At 71.6% G+C, this 23,913-nt stretch carries 19 protein-coding genes; 6 read left to right on the forward strand and 13 right to left on the reverse strand.

The genetic code is table 11. From position 1 onward, the window contains the following. Positions 1–3 precede the first annotated feature (3 nt). Together ACIQUT_RS20640 and ACIQUT_RS20645 are read left to right on the forward strand one after the other, a co-directional pair. Positions 4–1,104 (forward strand): chaplin, encoded by a 1,101-nt coding sequence (locus ACIQUT_RS20640; protein WP_403564391.1) that lies wholly within the window; start codon positions 4–6, stop codon positions 1,102–1,104. A gap of 158 nt (positions 1,105–1,262) precedes the next feature. Beyond that, entirely contained in the window at positions 1,263–1,616 is a 354-nt protein-coding gene (locus ACIQUT_RS20645) for a hypothetical protein (protein WP_403564393.1), read from the forward strand. 92 nt (positions 1,617–1,708) lie between these two features. Here the strand turns inward: ACIQUT_RS20645 and ACIQUT_RS20650 are convergent, their stop codons facing one another. Both ACIQUT_RS20650 and ACIQUT_RS20655 read right to left on the reverse strand, forming a co-directional pair. Beyond that, complete coding sequence (locus ACIQUT_RS20650) at positions 1,709–1,948, reverse strand: chaplin (protein WP_403564395.1); 240 nt, start codon at positions 1,946–1,948, stop codon at positions 1,709–1,711. 166 nt (positions 1,949–2,114) lie between these two features. Next, positions 2,115–2,615, reverse strand: a complete 501-nt coding sequence (locus tag ACIQUT_RS20655; protein WP_403564397.1) for a hypothetical protein — start codon at positions 2,613–2,615, stop codon at positions 2,115–2,117. Between the two features lie 299 nt (positions 2,616–2,914). On the opposite strand from ACIQUT_RS20655, the gene ACIQUT_RS20660 reads away from it, so the two are divergent. Next, positions 2,915–3,325 (forward strand): rodlin, encoded by a 411-nt coding sequence (locus ACIQUT_RS20660; RefSeq protein ID WP_403564399.1) that lies wholly within the window; start codon positions 2,915–2,917, stop codon positions 3,323–3,325. 110 nt (positions 3,326–3,435) lie between these two features. On the opposite strand, the gene ACIQUT_RS20665 is transcribed toward ACIQUT_RS20660, so the two are convergent. Beyond that, a complete protein-coding gene (locus ACIQUT_RS20665; RefSeq protein ID WP_403564401.1) occupies positions 3,436–4,077 on the reverse strand; it encodes a vitamin K epoxide reductase family protein in 642 nt (213 codons plus the stop codon). A gap of 192 nt (positions 4,078–4,269) precedes the next feature. Here ACIQUT_RS20665 and ACIQUT_RS20670 point away from each other — a divergent pair, with 192 nt between their 5' ends. After that, complete coding sequence (locus ACIQUT_RS20670) at positions 4,270–5,049, forward strand: DUF6227 family protein (protein WP_403564403.1); 780 nt, start codon at positions 4,270–4,272, stop codon at positions 5,047–5,049. 35 nt (positions 5,050–5,084) lie between these two features. Here ACIQUT_RS20670 and pfkB read toward each other — a convergent pair whose 3' ends face one another. Then, the gene (gene pfkB / locus ACIQUT_RS20675; protein ID WP_403564405.1) at positions 5,085–6,146 is read right to left on the reverse strand and encodes a 1-phosphofructokinase; all 1,062 of its coding nucleotides are present in this window, start codon (positions 6,144–6,146) and stop codon (positions 5,085–5,087) included. Positions 6,147–6,265: 119 nt separating this feature from the next. Beyond that, positions 6,266–7,828 (reverse strand): MFS transporter, encoded by a 1,563-nt coding sequence (locus ACIQUT_RS20680; RefSeq protein WP_403564407.1) that lies wholly within the window; start codon positions 7,826–7,828, stop codon positions 6,266–6,268. A gap of 63 nt (positions 7,829–7,891) precedes the next feature. Here ACIQUT_RS20680 and ACIQUT_RS20685 point away from each other — a divergent pair, with 63 nt between their 5' ends. Then, positions 7,892–8,902: a helix-turn-helix transcriptional regulator gene (locus ACIQUT_RS20685; protein WP_403564408.1), complete on the forward strand. Its 1,011-nt coding sequence runs from the start codon at positions 7,892–7,894 to the stop codon at positions 8,900–8,902. A gap of 148 nt (positions 8,903–9,050) precedes the next feature. Here the strand turns inward: ACIQUT_RS20685 and ACIQUT_RS20690 are convergent, their stop codons facing one another. The 4 genes from ACIQUT_RS20690 to ACIQUT_RS20705 form a co-directional block, all read right to left on the reverse strand. Then, complete coding sequence (locus ACIQUT_RS20690; protein WP_403564410.1) at positions 9,051–10,028, reverse strand: RNA polymerase sigma factor RpoD/SigA; 978 nt, start codon at positions 10,026–10,028, stop codon at positions 9,051–9,053. 382 nt (positions 10,029–10,410) lie between these two features. After that, positions 10,411–11,208, reverse strand: a complete 798-nt coding sequence (locus tag ACIQUT_RS20695; RefSeq protein WP_403564464.1) for a dioxygenase — start codon at positions 11,206–11,208, stop codon at positions 10,411–10,413. Between the two features lie 308 nt (positions 11,209–11,516). Further along, the gene (locus tag ACIQUT_RS20700; protein WP_403564412.1) at positions 11,517–13,097 is read right to left on the reverse strand and encodes an MFS transporter; all 1,581 of its coding nucleotides are present in this window, start codon (positions 13,095–13,097) and stop codon (positions 11,517–11,519) included. Between the two features lie 133 nt (positions 13,098–13,230). Continuing rightward, entirely contained in the window at positions 13,231–13,911 is a 681-nt protein-coding gene (locus ACIQUT_RS20705) for a TetR/AcrR family transcriptional regulator (RefSeq protein ID WP_403564465.1), read from the reverse strand. A 325-nt stretch (positions 13,912–14,236) separates the two neighbouring features. On the opposite strand from ACIQUT_RS20705, the gene ACIQUT_RS20710 reads away from it, so the two are divergent. Then, positions 14,237–15,514, forward strand: a complete 1,278-nt coding sequence (locus tag ACIQUT_RS20710; RefSeq protein ID WP_403564414.1) for a M6 family metalloprotease domain-containing protein — start codon at positions 14,237–14,239, stop codon at positions 15,512–15,514. Here the strand turns inward: ACIQUT_RS20710 and ACIQUT_RS20715 are convergent. From ACIQUT_RS20715 to ACIQUT_RS20730, 4 genes are all read right to left on the reverse strand, one after another. After that, entirely contained in the window at positions 15,501–16,391 is an 891-nt protein-coding gene (locus ACIQUT_RS20715) for an FAD binding domain-containing protein (protein WP_403564416.1), read from the reverse strand. The two genes, ACIQUT_RS20710 and ACIQUT_RS20715, sit on opposite strands and share 14 nt — an antisense overlap. A 1,008-nt stretch (positions 16,392–17,399) precedes the next feature. After that, entirely contained in the window at positions 17,400–20,750 is a 3,351-nt protein-coding gene (locus tag ACIQUT_RS20720) for a HelD family protein (RefSeq protein WP_403564417.1), read from the reverse strand. Between the two features lie 94 nt (positions 20,751–20,844). Further along, complete coding sequence (locus ACIQUT_RS20725) at positions 20,845–21,225, reverse strand: hypothetical protein (RefSeq protein WP_403564419.1); 381 nt, start codon at positions 21,223–21,225, stop codon at positions 20,845–20,847. After that, positions 21,225–23,648 carry an AAA family ATPase gene (locus ACIQUT_RS20730; protein ID WP_403564421.1) on the reverse strand — a complete coding sequence of 808 codons (2,424 nt, stop codon included), beginning with the start codon at positions 23,646–23,648 and terminating at the stop codon, positions 21,225–21,227. Before ACIQUT_RS20730 ends, ACIQUT_RS20725 begins: the two co-directional genes overlap by 1 nt. Positions 23,649–23,913 lie beyond the last annotated feature (265 nt).

Here is a 23,913-nt window from a genome sequence, read left to right on the forward strand (position 1 = left end):
CCCATGCGACAGGTACTGAGCCGACAGGTACTGGGCAAGGGAGTACTCACGGCCGCGGCCGCCTCCAGCCTGCTGTCGATCGCCACCGGCGCGGCCTTCGCGCACCCCGGGGCGGTGGCCGAGGCCTCGCACTCGCCGGGTGTGCTGTCCGGCAACAGCGTCTCGGTACCGATCACCCTCTCGCCGAACGTGTGCGGCAACAGTGTGGACGGCGGCGCGGCGCTCAACCCCTCGTTCGGCAACACCTGCGCCACCACGAGCGGTTCGGACACCCACCGCCACGACGATCGCGGCGGTCACGCCCACGACCGCCACCTGAGCCCCGAGCACGCCGAGGCCTTCGAGCGCTACCTCCAGGAGCACGGGGCGCGGCAGGGGCTGCCGGGGCAGCGCGGCGAGGAGGCCGGGCACAGCGGCCCCCGCCACGAGGAGCCGCGCCGGCACGCGCCCCGCCACGCGGCCCCCCGGCACGCGGCACCGCGCCACGAGGAAGCCCGCCACGAGGGAGCCCGCCCCGAGGGCCGCCACGGCAAGCCCGCGGAGGAGGAGTGCGACGACCACCCGCAGGGTCACCCTCAGGGCCGGCCCGCCCCGAAGCCCGCCCCGGCCGAGCACCACGCGCCGCCCGCACCGGAGCCGCCCCGGTCACACCCCGCGCCGCCGGCGCCGCCCGCAGCGCACCCTGAACCCCCGGCGCCGGTCGAGGAGGCTCCGCGGCCGCTGCCCGCTCCCGCCCCGGTCGAGCAGGCGCCCCCCGCGCCGGAGGCCCCGGCGGAGATCCCCGCGCCCCTGCCCGCCCCGGCGCCCGCTCCCGCGCCGGTGGCCGAAGCCCCCGTGCCGCTCCCGGCCCCGGCTCCGGTCGAGCAGGGCCCAGCCCCCGCCCCAGCCCCCGCGCCGCCGCACGGCAGCACGCCCGTGCCGCTCCCGGCCCCGGCGCCCGCTCCCGTCCCGGCGCCCGCACCGGCGCCGGCCGCCGCCCACGCAACGGCTCCGGCTCCCGTCCTCGCCGAGACCGGTGCGGGTCAGACCGGCATCGCGGCGCTCCTCGCCTCCGCCCTCGTCCTGGGCGGCGCGATTCTGTACCGCAGGTCCCGTACGGCCTGACGCGGCAGCAACGGTCGTCGAAAGAAATACCGGCCGGAGAATCCCCTGACGGATTCTCCGGCCGTCGCCGTGCCCTCGTACGCGTTTCCGCCGCGGCACGGAATCGTTACCCAGGGCAAAAGCGGTGCGACGGTCGCCGCTGGAAAAGGATTTCGACAATGAAGCTCACGAAGGTCGCCGCGGTCGTCGCCGGTTCCGTTGCCGCCCTGGCCGCCTCCGCTCCCGCGTTCGCCGCCGGGGGCGCGGCCGCAATGCCCCCCATGAGCCTGACGGGCGGGGCGACACAGGCCTTCGACTCGCTCGCCCCCGTCACGGAGTCGCTTCCGCAGACCCTCGGCAACGGCCTGGCCGAGCAGGGCGAGACGGTCGACAAGGTCGTGGGTACCGCCCAGCGGGTCAACGAGATCCGCAACGACGCCCCGGCCGAGGTGCTCGGCCTGGCGAACGGGGCCACGAAGGCCTCCCCGCTCCTCGGCGGGGTGCAGCTCAACGGCGGCGGCAACCAGTCCTGAGCCGTCCGGACCCGGACGGCAAAGAACCGTGGGCGCCACCGGCGAGGCCGGTGGCGCCCACGGTTCGATGTGCCGTCGACGCAGCGTCAGGCTCAGGCGTTGACGCAGGTGTTGCCGAACGCCGGGTTCAGCAGGGCGATGATGTTGATGGTGTTGCCGCAGACGTTGACCGGAACGTGGACCGGGACCTGCACGACGTTGCCCGAGAGGACACCGGGGGAGCCCACGGCCGCGGCCTCGGCCGTGGAGTCGGCAAGGGCGGTGCCCGCGGCGCCGGCTGCGGCGAGACCGGCGGAGGCCAGGACCAGGGCGGCCTTCTTGGCAGTGTTCATGGGAAGTGCACCTTCTCTTCGACGTTCTGCCCCTAACGGGGCTCACACCGAGAGAAACGGTCCGGACTCCCCATCGGACACGGCCTCGCGCCCGATCAAACCTGTTCAGCGCAATCTCCTTCGCAGCACGCGGTGTTCGGCGGTCCGGCACGCGCCGGACCCGCCGCTACGGGAGCGCGGGCACGTCCGGGATCTCGGGGATCTCCGGGATCTCCGGGATCTCGGGAATCTCCGGGATCTCCGGGATCTCGGGAATCTCCGGGATCTCCGGGATCCCGGGGGTCGACGGCAGGCTGTCCGCCGGCGGGACGGTGACAGGCAGGCCCGGGATCGTGATCGGCAGGCCGGGGACGGCCGGCATCTCGGGGACCGTCGGCAGCGTGACCGGCGGCAGTGTGATCCCCGGCAGCAGCCCCGCGAGGCTCCCGAGGAGGCCGCCCAGGGCCGCGGAGATGCCCGACAGCAGGTCGTCGATCGGGCCGGTCGGGGCCGCGGCCCGGCGCTTCTCCACTTCCCGCTGCTCGGCCGCCACCCGTGTGCGCGGGGAGGCGGCGGTCTCGCCGTCCGCGGCGCCCGCGGGGGCGGCCGCTCCGGCGAGCATGACGGCGGCGAGGGCCGACGGGAGGAGGACGCGGGCGCGGAAGCGGAACGGCATGGAGCGGCGCATGGGAGTTCCTTCGCTGTTCGCAGAGAAACGGACCCGAGCGATCCGCCTCATTGGCCACCGTCGTGACTGGGCGCACGGACTGCAACCGGAGCCGGGCCGAACGCAGGACCCGCGCGCGCACGGGAGTTGCTCCGGGCTGCGTACGGGCTTCGCGCACGCGTCCGGGGCGGAGTCACCCGGGCCGGGGAAAGCCCCTGCGGGTGCGGGCCGTTCGAGTGAAGCCCCGGAACCAACGCCGCGGAGGGGCAGTTGACCAGGGCGCTCCACTAGCGGGCACTCGTGCGACAAAAGGACCCATCATGCTCAAGAAGATCATGACTGCTGCTGCGGTCACCGCCGCCGCCGTCGGTGCGGGCGCTGCTCTCGCCGCCCCGGCCATGGCCATCGGCAACGACAACGGGGTCAACACCGTCAACGGCAACGGCTCCCAGCAGATCTACGGCAACCAGAAGACCGCCGGCGACATGAGCCCGCAGCTCAGCCTGGTCCAGGGCACCCTCAACAAGCCCTGCCTCGGTGTGCCCGCGAAGGTCAACCTGCAGAACGTGCTCGCCGCGCTGCAGCTCGGCATCCAGGACGTCAACGTCCTGTCCAACCCGATGAACCAGCAGTGCACCGAGAACTCCACCCAGGCCAAGGGCGACGAGGCGCTCTCGCACATCCTGGACAACATCCCGATCCTGTCCGGCAACGCCTCCGTCGGCAGCTGATCCCCGCTCCCTCCCTGCCCACTGCGGTCCGGGCCTGCGCCCGTGGAGCGATGTGACGAGGGCCCCGGCAGCATCCGGCTGCCGGGGCCCCCGTGCGTGCCCGTCCGTCGTCAGCCCGTCCAGAACTCCCACCACCGAGTGAGGATCAGCATGCCGATCACCCCGGTGTGCAGGACGGGCGGGACCCAGCCGAACTCGGCGAGGAAGCCCCGCACCGGCCCCGGCGCGGGCAGCGCCCCGGTGCGGACGTTGAACGCGGTGACCGCCCAGAACATCACGAGCGTCGCCACCCAGGTCAGGCAGCACCACAGGCAGAGCGCGTTGATCCGGTAGAGCGACTGGGCCATCAGCCAGGTACAGAAGCCGACGCCGAAGGCCATGCCGGCATTCAGTCCCAGCCAGAACCAGCCGCGCTGCCGGGCCCCCGCCAGCAGGCTCACGCCGACGCACACCACGGCCCCGAACGCGACCAGCCCCAGCATGGGGTTGGGGAAGCCGAAGGCCTGCGCCTGCTCGCTCTGCATGACGCTGCCGCAGGAGACCACCGGGTTGAGGCTGCAGGCGGGCTTGAAGTCCGGGTCCTCCAGCAGGTGGAACTTGTCGAGGGTGATCACCCAGGAGGCCAGCACGCCAGCGGCCCCGGTGAGGACCAGCAGCCAGGCCAACGCCCTTGGTGCGGCGGCCGGTTCGCCCTCGTGTCGCGTGCTGGGCCGCCCCTGCTGGCGGGGGAGGCCCACTGTGTTCGTAGCCATACCGCCCATGGTCCCGCGCTCCGGGACAGACCCGGGCGAACCAGGCGCATTCCGCCGCAAGTTGACCTGAAGGGGTGGCGGGAACCCCCGTCGCTTCCCGGACGTTTTAACGAACCCCGGACGTGATGTCAGAGCCAGGGGCTACGTTGTGCTTCCGCGAAGTCACAAGCTGCGACGGCCTGGAGACCCACCTTGAGCGATCCGTACGAGACAACCGAGGCGCACCTCGAGCGACTCCTGGGCCGCGCCCTCAACTCCTACGACCTGCCCGACCGGTTGGTCGAGCGCCTCGGGACGGCGCTCGCCCACAGTTCTTCGCTGTACACCACGAGCCACAGCCCGGCGGCGGGGCGGTGGCGGGAGACCCACCGGCACACCTACCTGCTCTCCGACGGCGGTTCGGCCTCCCTGTGGGAGCTGGTGTACCGGCACGAGGGCGACCGGACCATACGGCACGAGGTCTTCGCGAGCCGCACCGAGGCCCGCCTGGCCGTGGCCCGCCTGTTCGGCGAGGCCCCGGAGGCGGAGGACGTCTTCGGCCCGGCGGCGTTCGACGCGGAGGAGGAGCCGGAGACGGTGGACCGGGATGCGGCCGCGCTGAGCGCGCTGCTCACCACCCCGACCGCCGGCCAGCGGTACCGGGAGTACGCGGTGGAGCATTCGGCCGACCACGCCCGGCGGGTGCTGCGGCGCGCCGAGAACGCCGACCGGCCCGGGGAGCGGACGGCGCTGCTGCTGAAGACGGCGTACGCGCACCGGATCACGCAGGCGTTCGGCACCCTGCAGTGCCTGGCGGACGGGCGGGACGCCGGATTCCGGCTGTACGAGCACGCGTTCGTCCTGCTGGACGGCAGCGAGATCAGCCTGTGGGAGGTCGAGCACACGGCGACGCCGAACGGGCGCCACATGTGCGAGGTGTACGGGACGGAGGCCGCGGCGCGCGGGGCGATGGAGGTCCGCGCGCACGGCTGAGGCGCTCCCGCCGGACGGCGGTCGGCTCGGCTCGATCAGACGGCGGTCGGTTCGATCGGCCCGGTCGGGTCCACCGGCCCCACCGGGTTCACGGGCCCGGCCGGCGCCGGCGGCTCCACCCGTACCGGGGCCCGGCCGCCGGGGACGGTCGGTGCGGCCGGCTCGGTCAGGTACCGGTCCAGGGGCGGCCGCGGCGTGATGCGGACGGCCTCGGGGCGCAGCTCCGCGGGGGCCGGCATGGCGCTGCCCGGGAGCCGGACGGCGGCCGCGCCGTGGGCCAGGGCGGAGGCGAGGGCCGCCGGGCCGCTGCCGCCCGCGACGAGGAAGCCGGCCAGTGCGGCGTCGCCGGCGCCGGCGCTGCTGCGGACGGCCCCGACGGGGGCGATGCCGTGGAAGATCCCGTCGGCCGAGACCAGCAGCTGGCCGTCCGCGCCGAGCGAGGCCAGGACGGCGCCCGCTCCCCGGGAGCGCAGCTCCTCCGATGCGGCGGCCACATCGCCGAGCGTGCGCAGCGGGCGGCCCACCGCTTCCGCGAGCTCGGCCGCGTTCGGCTTCACCAGGTCCGGGCGGGCGTGCAGCGCCTCCGCCAAGGCCGGGCCGGAGGTGTCCAGGGCGACCCGGGCGCCGGTCGCGCGGGCCCGGGCGACCACGTCGGCGTACCAGTGGGGCGGCAGGCCGGGCGGGAGGCTGCCGCAGGCCGCGATCCAGTCGGGGCTGTCCCCACAGGTGCGGACGGTGTCCAGCAGGAGCGCGGATTCGGCCCCGGTGAGGACCGGGCCGGGGGCGTTGACCTTGGTGAGGGTGCCGTCCGGTTCGACGAGCGAGACGTTGGAGCGGGTCTGCCCGGTGATCGAGACCGCGGTGACGTCCACGCCCTCGGCGGCCAGGAGCTCGGCGAGCAGGGTGCCGGCCGGGCCGCCGAGCGGGAGGACCGCCGTCGTCCGCACGCCCGCGGCGGCCACGGCGCGCGAGACGTTGACCCCTTTGCCCCCGGGGTCGAGGCGGTCGGTGGCCGCGCGCAGCACGGCGCCCCGCTCCAGCACGGGGACCTCGTAGGTCCGGTCGAGGGAGGGGTTCGGGGTGACGGTGAGGATCATTCGGGCAAAGCTCCCTTGGATTTTCCCTCACCGTACGCCCGATATGTCCGGAATCAAAAGAAACGGGCATGCCCGCCCGAAGGAGCGGACATGCCCGCATGCAGGGGGCCGCGGCCCGGCTACGCGGCCGGGGCCTGCTCCGGGGCCTGCTCGACGGCGCCCTCGCGCTGCTCCGGCGGCACCGACTTGCGCGGCAGCATGAACATCACCGCGAAGATCACCACCAGGACGGCCGCGATCCACCACAGCGCCCCGTGGAAGGCCTCCACGTACGGCGGGCCGAAGATCGAGTCGTCGTCCATCTGCCCGAAGAAGACCACCGAGGTCAGGCCGAGGCCCAGGGCGTTGCCCATCTGGCCGGTGGTGTTGATCAGGCCGGAGGCGGAGCCGGCGTGCTCGCGCGGCACCTGGGACAGCACGGTGTCGGTGAGCGGGGCCACGATCAGGCCCATGCCGAGGCCCATGACGACCAGGGGGGCGGCCATCTGCCAGGAGGCGATCTCCATGCCGAAGTGCTTCGCCTCCCAGATGTAGAGCAGGATGCCCGCGGCCATGGTCAGCGCGCCCGCCTGGAGCACCTTGCGGCCGAAGCGCGGGACGAGCTTCTGCACCGACATGCCGGCGGCGACGGAGACCGCGATGGAGAACGGGACGCCGGTGAGGCCGGCCCGCAGGGCGCTCCAGCCGAGGCCCATCTGCATGTACAGCGTCCAGACCAGGAAGAAGATGCCGGTCGCGAGGCCGAAGGTCAGCTGGACGGCGATGCCGCCCGCAAAGCTCTTGATCTTGAAGAGGGAGAGCTCGACCAGCGGGGAGCCGTCCTTGCGGATCTTGTACTTCTCGTACGCGATGAACGCGGCGAAGACGAAGGGCACGAGGGCCATGGAGACGAAGCCCCACAGCGGCCAGTCGTTGTCCCGGCCGTGGGTCAGCGGGAAGATCAGCATGACCAGGCCGAGGGTCGCGAGGACCACGCCGACCAGGTCGAGGCGCAGGGCCTTGGGGGCTTTGGACTCGGTGATGAAGGCGCGGCCGAGCAGCACGCCGGCGATGCCGACGGGCAGGTTGATCAGGAAGATCGGGCGCCATTCGAGGCCGAAGAGGTTCCACTGGGTCAGCAGGGCGCCCAGCAGCGGGCCCGAGACGGCACCGAGGCCGACGATCGCGCCGAACATGCCGAAGACCTTGCCGCGCTCGTGCGGCGGGAAGCTGACGTGGATGATCGCCAGCACCTGCGGGACCATCATGGCCGCCATGGCGCCCTGGAGGATGCGGGCGGCGACGAGCACGTCGGGGTCGGGGGCGATGCCGCAGAGCAGCGAGGCGGCGGTGAAGCCGGCGATGCCGATGAGGAAGAGCCTCTTGCGGCCGTAGATGTCGCCGAGACGGCCGCCGGTGATCAGGCCGGCCGCGAACGCGAGCGCGTAGCCCGCGGTGATCCACTGGATGGCGCTGGTGGAGGCGCCGAAGTCACCGCGCATGCTGGGTATCGCGATGTTGACGATCGTGACGTCGACCAGGTCCATGAAGGCCGCGGTCATCACGATGGCGAGCGCCAGCCAGCGGCGCCGGTCGGCCTCCGGGGCCTCCGGGGCGCCGGGTTCGGCGGGGGCGGAGCTCCGCTCTTCGGGTAGGGGCCCGGTCTTTCCTCCGGGCGATGTCATCGTCGTCTCGCTGCTCATGGAGAGAAACCTAGACCGTGTCTAGGTCAGATGGTGTCCTATTTTGCTGGCAGCCTGGATCGCATGACGGACACACCGGCACGGCTCCTCACCCTGCTCTCCCTGCTGCAGACCCCGCGCGAATGGCCCGGCAGCGAACTGGCGGACCGGCTGCGGGTCAGTACGCGCACGATCCGCCGCGACATCGACCGGCTGCGGGAACTGGGGTACCCGGTGGAGGCCACGCTGGGCCCGGAGGGCGGGTACCGGCTGGTGGCGGGCGCGGCCATGCCGCCGCTGCTGCTGGACGACGAGGAGGCCGTCGCGATCGCGGTGGGGCTGCGGGCGGGGGCCGGGCATGCCGTCGAGGGGGTCGAGGAGGCCTCCGTACGGGCGCTGGCCAAGCTGGAGCAGGTCCTGCCGGGGCGGCTGCGGCACCGGGTGGGCGCCCTGCAGTCGGCCACGATCGCGCTGACCCGCGGCGACGGGGCCACCGTGGACCCGCACACACTGACGACGATGGCCTCGGCGGTGGCCGGGCGGGAGCGGATGCGGTTCGCGTACCGGGCGCGGGACGGGGCCGGCACGCGGCGGCTGGTGGAGCCGTACCGGCTGGTGAGCACCGGCAGCCGGTGGTACCTGGTGGCCTACGACATGGACCGGGAGGACTGGCGGACGTTCCGCGTGGACCGGGTGGCGGAGCCCTTCACGACCGGCGCCCGGTTCGCCCCGCGCGAGATGCCGATGGACGCCGTGGAGTTCGTCCGCAGGGGGATGCACGGCCGGCAGACGTACGCGGTGGAGGTCGGCTTCGGCGCCGGGGCGGAGCAGCTGCCCCGCTGGCTGCAGGGGCACGCCGTACCGGCGGCCGGGGGCGCGGAGGCGGGCGCGGGGGCGGGGGCGGGAGCGGGCTGCCTGGTGCGGTTCGAGACCGGGGAGTCCCCGGAGTGGCTCGCGGCCCGGCTGGCGCTGACGGGGCTGCCGTTCACCGTGCACACGCCGGAGCTCCTGACGGAGGCGGCCCGGTCGCTGGCCGAACGGCTGACGGCGGGGGTGGGAACCGGCGTCAAGGCCGGGGCAGCGGCGGCGGGGTAGCCCCGACCGCCGGGCAGGGGCGGCCGGACGGTGACGGCGCCGGACACGGGCTGCGGTCGGCGGGGCCGCCGGGCGGCTGCGGGCAGAGGGAAGCCCCGGCGCCTGGAGGGGGTGGCGCCGGGGGCTGGCATCGGGGGCGGCGGGCCGCTCAGGCCACTGCGTCGAAGCCCGTGTCGTGCGCCATGCGCTTCAGCTCCAGCAGCGCGTGCTTCTCGATCTGGCGGATCCGCTCGCGGGTCAGGCCGTGCTGCTTGCCGACCTCCGTCAGGGTCCGCTCCCGGCCGTCGTCGATGCCGTACCGCATCTTGATGATCGACGCCGTGCGCTGGTCGAGCTTGCCCAGCAGGTCCTCCAGCTCTTCCCTGCGCAGCAGGGAGAGGACGGACTGCTCCGGGGAGATCGCCGAGGTGTCCTCCAGGAGGTCGCCGAACTGCGTCTCGCCCTCGTCGTCCACGGACATGTTCAGGCTGACCGGGTCCCGGGCCCAGTCCAGGACATCGCTCACGCGCTGCTCGGTCGAGTCCAGCTCGGCGGCTATCTCCGCGTGTTCGGGCTCCCGGCCGTTCTCCCGGTTGAACTCCCGCTGGACGCGGCGGATCCGGCCGAGCTCCTCGACGAGGTGGACGGGGAGGCGGATGGTGCGGGACTGGTCGGCGATGGACCGGGTGATGGCCTGGCGGATCCACCACGTCGCGTACGTCGAGAACTTGAAGCCCTTGGTGTAGTCGAACTTCTCGACCGCGCGGACCAAGCCCGCGTTGCCCTCCTGGATCAGGTCGAGCAGGGGCAGGCCGCTGCGCGGGTAGCGGCGGGCAACGGCCACGACGAGACGCAGGTTGGAGCGGATGAACGTCTCCTTGGCCCGCTCCCCCTGCGCGGCCAGGACCTCCAGCTCCTCGCGGCCGGCAGCGCCCCCTTCGCGCTCCACCTCGCCGTCGAGAATCTGGCGGGCGTAGATGCCCGCCTCGATGATCTGGGACAGTTCCACTTCCTTGGCCGCATCGAGCAGCGGGGTGCGCGCGATCTCGTCCAGGTACATGCCGACCAGGTCGCGGTCGGCGATCTCCCCGCCGGCAGCGCGGGCGCTGCCCTCGGACTGGTGGCGGGCGACGGCGCGGGTTGCCATGCGTGCTCCCTTGCAATGTGTGAGGTCGCGGTGCGGCTGCTGGAACGCGGCTCTGCGTCCCTGGACACTCTCCCGAGTGCCCGCTTCCTAGGGAGACAACGGCTGGAATCGGGACAGAATTCCCACGCCGTCTCTCTTTTTCGCGATCTTGCAGTATCCTGCCCCGCCGCACCCCGGGAGGGCGGCGGCGCCGGCTCCGCCGGACGCGAGGAGTCGCAGGTCAGACTGGGTGCGGGGGATCGAAAAGCCCCCGCCTGCCGCGCACGGACCAGGCCCGGCGCAACACCCGCGTGACCGCCATCACACGGACGGCGGAAGCACTCCTGCCCCGGAAGACGACTCCCGGCGGCATCCGGTTGCCCGGACCGGCCCCCGGACGGCCTTACCCGAACTGGACCGAGCGCTTCGACAGCCCCATCCAGAAGCCGTCCACCGCATCCGTCCGGCGGCCCAGGTCGCCGGCTGCGTCAGCCGCGCCGAGGGTGACGAAGAGCGGGGCGAAGTGTTCCGTGCGCGGGTGCGCGAGCCGGCCCGCCGGGGCCTTGGCCTCGAAGTCCAGCAGGGCGTCGACGTCGGAGGCGTCCAGCGCCTCGCGGCCCCAGGCGTCGAACTCCGCCGACCAGGCCGGAACCCCGGGCCCGGTGTGGCGCAGGGCGGCCAGGTTGTGGGTGAAGAAGCCGCTGCCGACGATCAGGACGCCCTCGTCGCGCAGGGGCGCCAGCTTGCGGCCGATGTCCATCAGGCGCCGCGGGTCGAGCGTGGGCAGGGAGATCTGGAGCACCGGGACGTCGGCGCCGGGGTACATCTCCACGAGCGGGACGTACGCCCCGTGGTCGAGGCCGCGGTCCGGGATGTCCTGGACGGGGGTGCCGGGGGCCCGGAGCAGTGCCCGTACGGCGGCGGCGAGGTCGGGGGCGCCCGGGGCGTCGTAGCGGACCCGGTAGTAGTGCTCGGGGAAGCCCCAGAAGTCGTACACGAGCGGTGCGCGGCCGGTGGCGCCGAGGGCGAGCGGGGCCTCCTCCCAGTGCGCGGAGACCATGAGGACCGCCCGGGGGCGGGGCAGGGCGGCGGACCAGGCGGCGAGTTCGCCGGGCCAGACCGGGTCGTCGGCGAGCGGGGGCGCGCCGTGGCTCAGGTAGAGCGCGGGCATGCGGGCCGGCGCCGGGGTCGGGGAGGCCATGTCTGCGGCTGAGGCCGTGTCCGCGGCTGCGGCTGCGGCTGCGGCTGCGGCTGCGGCTGCGGCTGCGGCTGCGGCTGCGGCGACCGGGTGCGGGGTGGGGGCGGGGGTCACGGCGGGGGTCACGGCGGCGCTCCTCGTTCGTCCTCGCGGAGCCTGGGACAGGACGGACCCCGCGTCGTTCAAATTTGAACGACGCGGGGTCGATCGTCATTCCCGGGGTACCCCGCGGCCCGTCAGTGGGCCCTGATCCGTGACCGACGGTGCTACGAAGTGACACCGCCAGCCATGGCAGCCGCTTGACAACAGCATTAGGAAGCGATCACCGGGACCTTCGCCACGGCCTCTGCACCGGCCTCGGAGCCGGCGCCGGCCCCGGACCCGGACGCGACCGGGCCGCCGGTGCCGGGACGGCCCGTGTTGACGAGGGTCAGGGCGACGGCCGCACTGGCGAGGAGGATGCCGACCGCCCACCAGATGGCGCTGGAGTAGCCCTCCACCATCGCCTGGGCCTGCACCAGCTTCGCCGCGGCGCCGCCCGCCGAGGCCTCGGCCGCGTGGTCGGTCAGGTACGCGGTGGTCGCCGAGGCGGCGATGGTGTTCAGCAGGGCGGTGCCGATCGCGCCGCCGACCTGCTGCGAGGTGTTGACCATGGCGGAGGCGACACCGGCGTCGGCCGCGGCCACCCCGTGCGTGGCCAGGGACATCGCCGGCATGAACGCCGTGCCCATGCCGAGGCCCAGCAGCAGCTGCGCCGGCAGGATCAGCGCCGGGTACGAGGAGCCGACCTCCAGCCGGGTCAGCATCAGCATGCCGGCGGCGGCGACCAGGAAGCCCGGCCCCATCAGCAGCCGCGGCGCGACCCGGGTCATCAGGCGGGCGCCGATCTGCGTGGAGCCCGTGATCATGCCCGCGATCATCGGCAGGAAGGCGAAGCCGGTCTTGACCGGCGAGAAGCCCTTCACGACCTGCAGGTAGTAGGTCAGGAAGAGGAACAGGCCGAACATCGCGATGACGGCCAGGCCGAGGGAGAGGTAGACACCGCCGCGGTTGCGCTCCAGCAGGACGCGCAGCGGCAGCAGCGGGGACTTCACCCGGGACTCGGTGAAGACGAACGCCGCCAGCAGGGCCGCCGAGGCGATGAACATGAGCACGGTCGGCTCGGACGACCAGCCGGCCGACTCGGCGCGCGTGAACCCGTACACCAGCGCGACGAGGCCGAGCGTGGACAGGATGACGCCGGGGATGTCGAGCGGCGCGCGGTTGCGTCCCCCGGCGGGCTCGCGGATGACCATCCAGGCGCCCGCGGCCGCGACGACGGCGAACGGGATGTTGACGTAGAACGTCCAGCGCCAGTTGAGGTACTCGGTGAGGAAGCCGCCGAGGATCAGGCCGACGGCGCCGCCGCCGCCCGCGATCGCACCGTAGATGCCGAAGGCCTTGGCGCGCTCGGTGGCGTCGGTGAACATGACGGCCAGCAGGGACAGGGCGGCCGGGGCGAGCAGCGCGCCGAAGGCGCCCTGGAGCGCACGGGCGCCGAGCATCATCGCCTCGTCGGTGGCGGCGCCGCCGAGCGCGGAGGCGAGGGCGAAACCGACGAGTCCGACGACGAACGCGTTCTTGCGGCCCCACTTGTCGGCGATGCGGCCGCCGAAGAGGAGCAGGCCGCCGAAGGCGAGCGCGTAGGCGGTGATGACCCACTGGCGGTTGCCGTCGGAGATGCCCAGGTCGGTCTGGGCGGAGGGCAGCGCGATGTTCACGATCGTCGCGTCGAGGACGACCATCAGCTGCGCCAGGGCGATGAAGACGAGCGCTTTCCAGCGGTTGGAATCGGCGGTCGGCGCCGGGGGCGACGACGGGGCCGGCGCGCTTGCTGCGGCCGTTTTCGGCATGGGGGTACCCACTTCGGTGTGTTCGGCGTGCGAAATGACGAATATGCCGCAATTGGCGGCGATTGAGAGCGCTTTGGGGTGAATGAAGTCAGTTAGGGGCGATTTACGACGCCAACGGGCCCGGCCCGGAACGTCACACGGTTTTCTGCCTGAGGTCGTCGAGGGTGGCCGCCTCACCGGGCAGCGCGGAGCGGGCCGGGGCCCGCAACCCGTCGAGGAGGAGCTGGAGATGGCGGTGGACGAACGTGTCCACGTCGATGCAGGTGACGCCCGGGAGGGGGCGGCTGAGCTGGGACAGGGCGACCATCAGGTCGCCGACGCCGACATCGGCCCGGATCAGGCCCGCGTCCTGGCCGGCGGCCAGCAGCCCCTCGACCGCCTCCGCCAACTGGTCGCGGGCGGAGAGGAGTTCGGGGTGCTCGCGGTCGAAGTCGCCGCTGAGCATGGCGCACAGGGCGCCGATCCGCTCGTCCGCGGCGGTGTGCGTGAAGCGGCACAGCCCGGCGAACGCGTCGGGCTCCTCGGTGAGCGACCGCCGCGCCTCGGCCGTGACCCGGTCCATCACGAACAGCACGACATGGTGGACGAGGGCGGCGCGGTCGGGGAAGTGGCGGTACAGGGTGGCGTTGCCGACGCCGGCCCGGCGGGCGACCTCGTCGAACGGCGCGCCGGAGCCGTGCTCGACGAACACCTCGCGCGCCGCCACGAGGATCCGCTCCCGGTTGCGCACGGCATCGGCACGCGGACGCGGAGCTGCCGCACCGGCGGTGCCGGTGCTGGAACTGGTACTGGTACTGGTGCCGGTGCGCGCCATCCGCGGCCTCCTCGACTCGAACCGCTCGAACCGCTCGAACCAGTCGAACTGCTTGAGCTGCTTGAACTTCTCGAACTTCTCGAACTGCCTGAACTTCGTACGGGCCGGCCCCGCATCCGAAACGGGGAGCCCTTCCCCGGTTCCGGGGACACCGGTGCAAACGGGGATCGCGTCCCCGCTTATTTCACTCCCCCGTGTGACCTGAGACACGCCGCCGTTCCCGTTCGGCGCACCCGGCGCGCGGGCGCGCCGCGGCCGACGGAGGGTGATCGCACGGAGCGCAGCCCGGGTCCGGCCGGCTGCCGCGGACCCGAAGGCGATCTCCATGCCGCAGACCCGCCACCGGATACGCAGACCACACCGCGCCGGCGCCTACATCGGCCTCACCGCGCTGGCCCTCGGTGTCGCCGCCACCGCCAGCACGGGGATGGCGGGCCGCGGCCAGTCCGCGGCGGGGCCCGCCGCCACTGCGGCCGAGTCGGCGCTCGCTCCCTGCCGGATCACCGGCGCGACGGGTGTGCAGATGTCCGAGGGCCTGCCGACACCGCCCGGGTACTCCCGGTCGACCGGCGAGATAAGGGCGCTGAACCTGATGGTCGACTTCCCCGACGCCAAGGGCGAGGGAACGGCCCTGGACCGGCTGGCGGAGTTCTTCCCGCAGACCGCGGAGTGGTTCCGCACCAGCTCCTACGGCCGGCTCAGCTACCGGGCCGAGGCCCCGATCAAGACGTGGCTGCGGATGCCGATGCCGTTCGCCGCGTACGGGATCGAGCGCGGGTCCCCGTACGAGCCGGGCTACCGGCAGCTCGTCGAGCACATCGTGCAGGCCGCCGACCCGGACGTGGACTTCCGCGCGTACGACCTGGTCAACATCCTGGTCACGCCGAACGCCGGGCCCTCGGCCCTGGACACCGTGCTGTCGGTGACCTTCTCCGGCAACGCCGAGGCCCCGGTGGCGGACGGGGTGCCGCTCGCGAACACGTCGTTCGTCTACAGCCGGCAGGACGACGGCTCCGGCTCCTACCGGGAGACCGGCTTCCGGGTGCTGCCGCACGAGAACGGGCACATCTTCGGCCTGCCCGACCTGTACACCGCCGACGGCGGGGGCGCGGTCGGGCACTGGGACATCATGAGCGAGGACTGGGGCGCCAACAACGACCTGCTGGGCTGGCACAAGTGGAAGCTGGGCTGGCTCGACGGCACGCAGATCAGCTGCGCCTCGAAGTCCGGTGTCAGCGACCACATCCTGTCGCCGCTGGCGGCCGAGGGCGGCACCAAGCTGGCCTTCGTCCCGCTGTCGGACAACTCCGGGTACGCGGTGGAGGTGCGGACCCGGGCCGGGAACGACGAGGCCGTCTGCGAACCGGGCGTGCTCATCTACAAGGTGGACTCGCTCGTCGACACCGGGCAGGGCCCGGTCACGGTCCTCGACAGCGCGGCCGGCAGCGGCGGCTGCACCCGCCGGCCCAACGTGCACGGGGAGCTGTCGGACGCGCCGTTCCAGTCGGGCGAGACCTTCACCGACGACAAGGCGGGCATCAGCGTCTCGGTCGTGGGCGAGCTGCGCAACGGCAGCTTCCAGGTGCGCATCACCCGCCCGTGAGCCACCGCCCGCGATCGCCCCGGTACTCCTCCCACGTCCACAGCAGCTGTCGGCGGGCCAGGACGCCGACGGCGTGGCGCCGGTACCCGGCGGTGCCGCGGACGTCGTCGATCGGGTTGCAGGACGCGGCGGCGAGCACGCCGAACTCCCGGACGACGGAGGGCGTGAGCGCCTGCCCGGACTCCCAGAACCCGCCCTCCTCCAATGCCGCGCACAGGAACTCCTCGGCGGCCTTGGCCCGTACCGGGGTGGGTGCGGCAGACCCGATGCCGGTCCGGACGGTCCGGCTCCGCGGGTGCAGGGCCGTCCCGAAGGCACACACGGCGATGACCATGGCGTTGCGCGTGCCGACCTTGGAGAACTGCTGGGGCCCGGTGGCGTTCGCGATCCGGATCGTCTTGATCAGCTCGTCGGGGGCGAGGGCATTGCGCTTGACCCCGGTGTAGAACGCGTCGATCGGGATCATCCTGCTTCCCCGTACGGACTCCGCCTCGACCTCGGCGCCGGCGGCGAGCAGCGCCGGGTGGGCGTCCCCGGCCGGGGAGGCGGTGCCGAGGTTGCCGCCGACGCTGCCGCGGTTGCGGATCTGCGGGGAGGCGACGGTGTGCGAGGCGAGGGCGAGACCGGGCAGCGGGCCGCGCAGCCGCTCGACGATGTCGGTGTACGGGACGGCGGCGCCGAGGACGGTGGTGTCCTCCCCGACCTCCCACGCGTAGAGCAGCCCGATACGGGTGAGGTCCATGAGGTACTCGGGCCGACGGTGGTCGAAGTTGATCTCGACCATCACATCGGTCCCGCCGGCGATCGGCAGGGCCTCGGGATACTCGGCCTTGGCGGCGAGGGCCTCTTCCCAGGTGGCGGGGCGCAGGAACTCCATGGTCCGGCTCACATTCGTCGCGGCGAGGCGCAAACACGCCCCGCCCCCTACCGAACCCATGAACCACCCACCCGCCCCTCAAACCAGATCCCGCCCCTTTCCGCCGACACGGCGGCGCGCAGCGGGCAGCGGGCCCGACGGCCGGTACCGACCTGGTCGTCGACATGTCCGGCGTGTACGACCGGCACCGATCTCCCCCGCCAGGCACTGGGATCTACAGGAAATTGGGTCACCTCAGATCAGGGCGAATGCGCTGGAAGGCCACCGAACGCGCCAAGGTGTTCTTGCTAACGAAATTCCAGCTTCCCGCAGGTCACGCCAGCGACCCGCACCCGCACGAGCTACCGCTCGGAGCCGCTTAGGTCCTCCTCGCTCGGCATGCCAGCTCGCACGTCCGGACCTCATGTCTTGCTCCTCAAGTAGCAAGAGGCGTGCCACATCCCGCTACTCCTTGGGGGCCATGGCCCCGCTTCGACCGCCGGGCGTATCTCCTCCTGCTGCACGACCAGCGCCGGCTCCTGTTGTGCGGTGGATGCTGCGGCGGCTGGACCGTCCCGCAGGTCCGCATGACGAGGGATGCACACTTCAGGGGGTCGGCCACCCAATTCCTGGACGAGCAGTTCGAAGTCACGAATCCGCGTTTTGGCTCCGTCTACGGACTCCGGCAGTCGCGCACTGGCGACAACTGGGAGTTCGGCCGTGTGACGGACGCACGCGCCTTCACCTCCGCATCAGCGATGTCGAGGGAGCGGAGATCGGTTACCCACATTCGATGGGGAACCGCTGGCCTACGAAGCCGGAGACGGGAGGTCTCCCCTGACGGCATTGTTTCCCTGATCACCGGTTATGTCGATGGATGGATTCCTGACAGCCCCATCTCTTTCTGTTGAACGAGGCGCGACCGCCCCGAAGGGCGGCTCCGGATCGCTGACGTTGCCCCGCGTTCTCGGTAGCGATGCCGGGCGCTCGCTACTTCCCTCGCGGATCGATCCATTCCACTTGGCAGGGCTACGCCCCAGGGGAACCAAACGCGACGTCTGTGTTCTCACCGCCCCAGCCAGCCGGGCTGCGCCAGATGACGTTGACACGGAAGACATCGCGAATCGTGTCCACGGTCCACTCCTCGGCGGGCGGCTCGGCAAGAACAAGGAAGAGGTCATCGGCTGGCGTGGGCAGCGTGTGGTTGATCTCGAGCAGCCGGGTCGCACCCGAGCGGAGGTCCGCATAGGTGGAGCATCCGGCGCCCAGGGCCTCGTAGAGGAAGAGCCCGCGCTCGGTGACGCAGCTGACGTCAACGACCGGTGAATCGGCCGGCTGAAGGTCCGCCCAGAGGAGTGACGCCTTCAGCGCGTGGCGGACCGCCTCATGCTTCTTGCACGCGCGGTCGGCCCCGGCGGCCGCCTCCAGCACGCGAAGGAAGTCTCCCTTCGTGGTCGGGGCCGATGTGGCGGAGGTGGTCATCTGTGTTTCTTCCTTCTGCTCGGGTTGCTGAGGAACGACGGGGGCCGCGTCGTCGGGGTTCTGCTCCGTCGTGGTTGCGAAGCGGGACCGGAGCTCTCGTCGCGCTTCGGCGAGGGGCCTCGCCCACCCGGAATCCGCCAGCTCCTCCGCGAGCCGACCCGTGTCGAAAGTGCCGTCCTTGAGCGCGCGGTTGGTCGTCGCGGCGAGGTCACGCAGGACACCCAGCCTCTCCCTGCCGGGGTCGCCGAACAGATGGAGCACATCGACCCAGTCGGCCTGGTCCCGTCGGAGGATGCGGTTGGCCATGCCTTGGAGCTCGGAGAGACGGCTGCGGGCGTCGGGAACGTCCCCGTCGCTCTCGGCCAGTTCTCCAAGCACGTTCAGCGCCGCGATATAGCGTCCCGCCATCCGCTCCGAGACGGGCGACCGGCCACGCTGGTCGGCGGTAAGCACCGTCTGGGTCGTCTCGTTGGCGAACACCCAGCAGTCCAGCTTCTCGCCCCGGCGCGGAGGGGCCGATCCATGGCGAACGGTGAGAACGAGCGGTCGGTCTATCACGGGAGACAACGGCTTGACCTTGTAGCGGCCGCCAGGTGCACGATCCACGATCTCGACCCTGACATCAGCGCCGATCCGGGGAAGCTGTCCGGCTTCGTCTTTCGGCTGAGCATCGGCTGCCGCCGCTCCTCCTCCGTTGCCCCCGCAGCCGATGAGTGCTTCCGGAAGGGGCGCTGTGTGCAGGACGGTCAGGCTCTGGGTGCTGCGGGTCAGGGCCACGTACAGTTGCCGCAAGCCGGCAGGGCCTCGGTCGGCAATGGTGGCAGGCTCAATGACCAGGACGTGGTCATACTCCATGCCCTTGGCCTGGGTGGCGTCCAGGACGGACACGGCCTCGCGGTGTTGAGACCCGATACCACCGACCTCGTCGATCCTGCGGCTGATCGCGTCCAGCCAGTCCGAGTCGTCGGGGACGATGACGGCAACGGAACGGAGGGTGGTTCCGTCGCTGGTACCGACAAGGCGTGTCACCTGGGTGACCGTGTCGTCGAGGAGCTTCCACGGTTCGGTCGCCATCACCCGTACGGCTTCTTCGCCTGCCTCCCGCACTGCCCGTGGGTAGGGCAGGGTCGGTGCGACCGCCTGCGCGAGCGGGGCGACGAACTTCATGATCTCGGCAGGGACGCGGTAGCTCGTGTTGAGTTCAGCCACGCGCCAGTCACCGTGGTCGGACAGGAGCGCGCCGGTGCGGTCCCAGTCTGTCGGAATGTGGGGACCTGTCGCCTGTGCCAGGTCGCCCAGGACGGTCATGGAGCCGTTGACGGCGCAGCGGCGCCGCAGGGCGCGGGCCTGCATGGGTGTGAGGTCCTGAGCCTCGTCGGCGACGATATGCCCGTAGCGCCTCGGAGTGTCCCCGCTGATGAGTACTTGGAGCTCTTCGAGGCAGACATGGTCGTCGAGGCTCCACAGGTCCGCGTCAGCGCTGGCGGCACGGGCCCGCAGTAGAGCGGCCTGCTCGTCCTCGTTGAGGATGCCGTCGGCGCAGACCCGAAGAAGGTCGGGTGAGTCGTAGAGGCTGCGCAGGGCCTCCCGGGGTCCCGGTGACGGCCAAACGCGTTCGATGATGCGCTCGACCCGGCGGTTGCGTTCCAGGTCGCGGCGGATCGTGCCGGCCTGCCCGCGCCGGGGTGCGATGTCGGCGAGCTCCTGAAGGAGACGGTCGACGAGCAGGCCGCGGAAACGGTCACGGCGTTCACGGTAGGGTCCGTCGCCGCCGTGGGCCTGGTCGAGCAGGGCGAGGATCTCGGACCGCGGTACGCGCAGGGTCGTGCTCCCCGCAGTGACGACGATCGCGGGCTCGTCGCCTTCGAAGGCGGAGGCGACAGTGAGGTCGTCGAGGGCTTCGGGGCGATACTCGTTCTCGACACGACGCTGCAGGACGGCCGCCATGCGTTCATCCGACTTCACGAGTCGGGCCTGCGGGGAATCGGTCCCGAGAATCTCGCCTTCCCACAGGCGGTTCAGCTGGACAGCATTGACGTCCCGGGTGCCGAGGGTGGGGAGGACCTGACCGACGTAGTCGAGGAACCGCTGGTGGGGGCCGATAACGAGGATGTCCTGGGCTTTGAAGTGCCCGTTGTTGACTAGCCAGGTCACGCGGTGAAGGCCGACCGCGGACTTACCGGTGCCGGGGCCACCCTGCACGACGAGGATGTCCGACGGGGATCCAGTGACAAGGTCCATCTGGTCACGGCGGATGGTCTCGACGATGTCCCGCATACGGCCGCTGCGTGAGCGCTGGAGCTCGCGCAGCAGGAAGTCGTCCGGCTGGATCGGCTTCCTGCGCTGGCGTCGGACGATGTGGCCAGGGGTGGGCGATTCGTCCCGGTTCTCCGTCCGGCTGTCATCGGCGGTGGTCTGCCGAGGCGCCGGGACGACCGTTGGAGCGGGCTCGGGCACCGGCTGGGCGATCTCGTCGAAGTAGCCTTCGACAATGCGCTGTATGCAGCGCAACTGGCGCCGCAGGACCAGCTCGCCCGGGTTCTCGGGCCGGGCCTCTGTCCACTTCTTCGCCAACGGGCTGGTCCACAGCAGGACCACCGGCTCGTTCGAGGCGTCCCGCACGCCACGACGCCCGATGTACCAGGGGCGCGGGGCCGCATCGGGTTCCTCCGGCGCGTCGACGCGGGCGAAGACGAGGGCCTCGTCTCCAAGACCTCCGTATGCGGCGGCGCGCGCCTCCGCTTCAGCCCGGTTGGCGATGCCGTCCTTGCCGCTCGCCGACGCCGTGGCGGCCGATGTTCCGCTCATCTCGGCCAGTCGCGCGGTGTAGCAGTCGTACGCGTGGTCCACCGCCTTCTGCTCGACGGCGAGGATCTCGTTCCGAGTGGTGGTGCTCATGTGCGTCCTCCCTGCGGCGCCGAAAGGACACCGCCACGGGCCTGTGCCCGTACCCCGCTGAAACAACTATCAAAGATCACCTGGCGGCGAACAGTCAGAACGCCAGTTCCTCGACAAGGGCACCGACCTCCGTCCGCCAGGCCCGCACCTGGTCGTACGTGGGTCCCATCTCGTACTGGTGGTAGTGGCATCCCAGGCTCAGCTGGGACCAGACGGCCTTGACGCGTCGAGCCGTGTCCACCGCCGTGAAGCGGTGCAGGCAGAGGAGTTTGGCGCGGCCAGTGGTCCTGGAGAGGCCGGGCACGGCTTCTTCCAGCACCCGGTCGACGCAGATCTCCAGCGCGGTCCGCAGAGCGAGGGAGGTTCCGCGGTGTCGTCCGGCGGTCGTAGCGCAGACGAGTTCGCCGTGGAGCAGACGGTCGGCCGTCAGCAGCAGGTCCTGAGCGGAAGGGCAGAAGGTGGTGGAAGCAGGCATCAGACACCCACCTCCGGCTTGCGCACCTTCTGCGCCAATGCTTCGACGTCGGAGACGAAGCGGTGAGCATCGGAGATCTGCACGCCTCCCGGGTGCGCCCCGTTCTGGCACTGCCGGACGAGGCGGACTGCCTGATCTCCGTAGCGGCGGCGCACCTCGCTGTCGACATCGGCGACGCGCCGTACATCACCGAAGAGGGCGAGCGCCGCGACCTTCCGGAACCTCTCCGCGTCGCCGACCGCGTTCTGCAGATCCTGTTCGGATCCACCGCTGCGGTGGTGCCGGATCCACGCTGCCTCCAAGAGGGCGTGCTCCAGGGCGATACGGCACAGGCTGGGCAGTACGTGGGAATGTGCCGCAGCAGGGAGGTCCGGGGTCGAGGCAATGGCCCGGGCGTCGGCGACCGCCTGCGCGACCGGATCGTTGACCTGGGTGACCTTCACCCTGGACTCCTGGGCGCGCTCGACCTGGAACACGGACACCGGCAGTTCCTGGCTGGTGAAAGCCTTCTGGAGGCGGGTGTCGTGGGTGAAGACGACGACCTGCCGGTGCCTGCCCATCTCGTTCAGCACCTGAGCGAGGCCGTGCACCTTGGCGGGGTCCATGGACTGCACGGGGTCGTCGATCACGAGGAATCCGAACGGGCTGTCCGCGGTCGTGGCCCTCGGCAGGAACAGGGAGAGTGCGAGGGAGTGCTGCTCCCCCTGGCTCATGACGTCGAGGGCCGAAGCGCTCTTGCCGTCGACAGAGGCGTCCATGACGAGCTTGCGGACGGTCGCCTTCTCGCCTCCCTCCAGGCTGACGGCCGTGAGGTCGACGTTGCTCTCCTGCCGCAGGCTCTCCCAAATCCGCTGCGAGGCATTGGTGAAGCGTTCCATGCGCCGTGCCCGCAGCTCGGCGGAGAGGGACTTGAGCCAGGTCAGCGCCTTGCGCAGGTCACGCAGCCGGGGCTTGTTCCGCTCGACATCGCGCGCCTTCTCCGTCCAGGCAGCCAGACGCGTAACGAGAAGACGCCACCGCTCGTCCCGCCTCTCCAGCTCCTTGACCGCGCGGTCCTTGACCATGGCGCAGGCGGTCGTCAGCGTCTTGGCGGCCTCCTCGGCGCGCCCGGCGAGCTCGACGGGTTCGGTGATCTCCCGGCACGAGGCCCATGCCTCCCACGGGCCGGCGAGAGCCCGGGGGGGCCTGCCGGGCCGGTCGGCGAGGTTCCGGAGGATCCGAGCGGCCGACCGGACGGCGTCGTGCGCGTCCTCTGCCGTCTTCGCCTCCCGGCGCAGCTCGGTGACCTGGTGGGAGGCGCGCTCGTACCAGTCGGGGCCGATGGCCCGCTCGGTGCCGCACGCCGGACAGATGTCGTCGTCAGGCTGTCGGACCGAGTGGGCCAGGGCCTTCTCCAAGAGGTCGGCGCGCAGGCGGGCGCTCTCGGCGTCGGTTCCCCGGACGTCATCCACGTCTGCGAGAGCAAGCCGCAGCCGGTGCACCGCCTCGTCAACCTTCTCAACATCGGGAGCCTGAACCTCGGCCTCGATGCGGAGCTCGGCAAGCACGCCACCGTCGGCAGGGGGGAGGCCGGCCACGAGCCCGTCGATGATGCCGAAGTCCGGGGTTCCGGAGGTGTCCACCGCCACCAACGCCTGCACCGAGCGATCATCGTTCTCAAGGGAATAAAGGGCCTCCTTGAGGCCCGGCAGAGCCTCCTTCACCTCCTTCTCAGCGGTGATGAGGATCTTCTCCTGCTCCTTCAGCCGGCTGTGTGCGGTGCTGAGCTGGCCCATGCCGAGGATCGTGGCGATCGTGTCGTACCTCTGCGACGGCTTGCCGCTGATCATGTTGTCGAGGTCGACGTACGAGAGGAACGGCCGGTAGTCCGCGAGAGCCGCGCCCCAGCCGGCCTCGCTCAGGCTGACGGTGCCGTGGCCCGGGCGCTTGAACGTGGCCTCGGAAGCCGCGAACTCCTCACTGGACCAGCTACGGGTGAGCGTGCTGCGGTTCGTATCACCCTCGATCGCGAGCTTGACCTCGATCCTGGGGCTACCGCCGTCGTGGAGGTTGCGCCAGCTGCCGCCGCGGGTGGCGCCCTGGCCGTGCCGGTGTGCCTTGGCTCCGGTGAAGGCGACCTCGGCGGCGTCGGCGAGGCTGGACTTGCCGGATCCGTTGCGTCCCACGACGAGACTCACACCGGGGCGGGGGCTGAGCTTCAGGTGCGCGCGGGGGCCGATGCCGCGGAAGCCGTTCACGCTGAGGGAGTCGAGGTACACACGCCCGGACGGGCAGTCGTCCGCGGCGGCTGTGGTGCTGCCGCTGTCCAACACGGTGTGCAGGAGTTCCTTCACCGGTTCGGGGAGGGCCGCGCCGGCCAGGCGCGCGGCCACCGTTTCGACGAGGGGGTGCTCGGGGTGCTGGGGCTGTGCCGTCTCGGTCATGAAGGACCTCCCGGTACGGGGCGAGGACGAGGCGGTGCGGAGGGCCGTGTACCGCCTTCTGACAGGACGGAACGATAGGGAGGAATGAGGTGCGCAGCGTTCGTTTGATTGATAATCCGGGTTATCAACTATGCGTACTGCTAGGGAAATTGACGCTTCGTTGGCCCATCGGTCGGCTGGGTTCACCCGAGACGGCCGCACTCAACCAGGTCGGCGGCGGCACGGACCCCGGCCGGCCCTGGCGGCTCCGGACGGCGGGAGTTGC

Origin of the sequence: Streptomyces sp. NPDC090445 (genome assembly GCF_044769385.1) — a bacterium.
In the GTDB taxonomy this organism is placed as follows: Bacteria; Actinomycetota; Actinomycetes; order Streptomycetales; family Streptomycetaceae; genus Streptomyces.

Bases quoted from the DNA above. Each gene is read 5' to 3' on its own strand.
- ACIQUT_RS20690 (WP_403564410.1), bottom strand. From the start codon at position 10,028: ATGGCAACCCGCGCCGTCGCCCGCCACCAGTCCGAGGGCAGCGCCCGC.
- ACIQUT_RS20730 (WP_403564421.1), bottom strand. From the start codon at position 23,648: ATGACCGAGACGGCACAGCCCCAGCACCCCGAGCACCCCCTCGTCGAA.
- ACIQUT_RS20710 (WP_403564414.1), top strand. From the start codon at position 14,237: ATGCCGCAGACCCGCCACCGGATACGCAGACCACACCGCGCCGGCGCC.
- ACIQUT_RS20665 (WP_403564401.1), bottom strand. From the start codon at position 4,077: ATGGCTACGAACACAGTGGGCCTCCCCCGCCAGCAGGGGCGGCCCAGC.
- ACIQUT_RS20725 (WP_403564419.1), bottom strand. From the start codon at position 21,225: ATGCCTGCTTCCACCACCTTCTGCCCTTCCGCTCAGGACCTGCTGCTG.
- ACIQUT_RS20715 (WP_403564416.1), bottom strand. From the start codon at position 16,391: ATGGAGTTCCTGCGCCCCGCCACCTGGGAAGAGGCCCTCGCCGCCAAG.
- ACIQUT_RS20700 (WP_403564412.1), bottom strand. From the start codon at position 13,097: ATGCCGAAAACGGCCGCAGCAAGCGCGCCGGCCCCGTCGTCGCCCCCG.
- ACIQUT_RS20695 (WP_403564464.1), bottom strand. From the start codon at position 11,208: ATGGCCTCCCCGACCCCGGCGCCGGCCCGCATGCCCGCGCTCTACCTG.
- ACIQUT_RS20660 (WP_403564399.1), top strand. From the start codon at position 2,915: ATGCTCAAGAAGATCATGACTGCTGCTGCGGTCACCGCCGCCGCCGTC.
- ACIQUT_RS20720 (WP_403564417.1), bottom strand. From the start codon at position 20,750: ATGAGCACCACCACTCGGAACGAGATCCTCGCCGTCGAGCAGAAGGCG.
- ACIQUT_RS20655 (WP_403564397.1), bottom strand. From the start codon at position 2,615: ATGCGCCGCTCCATGCCGTTCCGCTTCCGCGCCCGCGTCCTCCTCCCG.
- ACIQUT_RS20705 (WP_403564465.1), bottom strand. From the start codon at position 13,911: ATGGCGCGCACCGGCACCAGTACCAGTACCAGTTCCAGCACCGGCACC.
- ACIQUT_RS20680 (WP_403564407.1), bottom strand. From the start codon at position 7,828: ATGAGCAGCGAGACGACGATGACATCGCCCGGAGGAAAGACCGGGCCC.
- ACIQUT_RS20640 (WP_403564391.1), top strand. From the start codon at position 4: ATGCGACAGGTACTGAGCCGACAGGTACTGGGCAAGGGAGTACTCACG.
- pfkB (WP_403564405.1), bottom strand. From the start codon at position 6,146: ATGATCCTCACCGTCACCCCGAACCCCTCCCTCGACCGGACCTACGAG.
- ACIQUT_RS20645 (WP_403564393.1), top strand. From the start codon at position 1,263: ATGAAGCTCACGAAGGTCGCCGCGGTCGTCGCCGGTTCCGTTGCCGCC.
- ACIQUT_RS20685 (WP_403564408.1), top strand. From the start codon at position 7,892: ATGACGGACACACCGGCACGGCTCCTCACCCTGCTCTCCCTGCTGCAG.
- ACIQUT_RS20650 (WP_403564395.1), bottom strand. From the start codon at position 1,948: ATGAACACTGCCAAGAAGGCCGCCCTGGTCCTGGCCTCCGCCGGTCTC.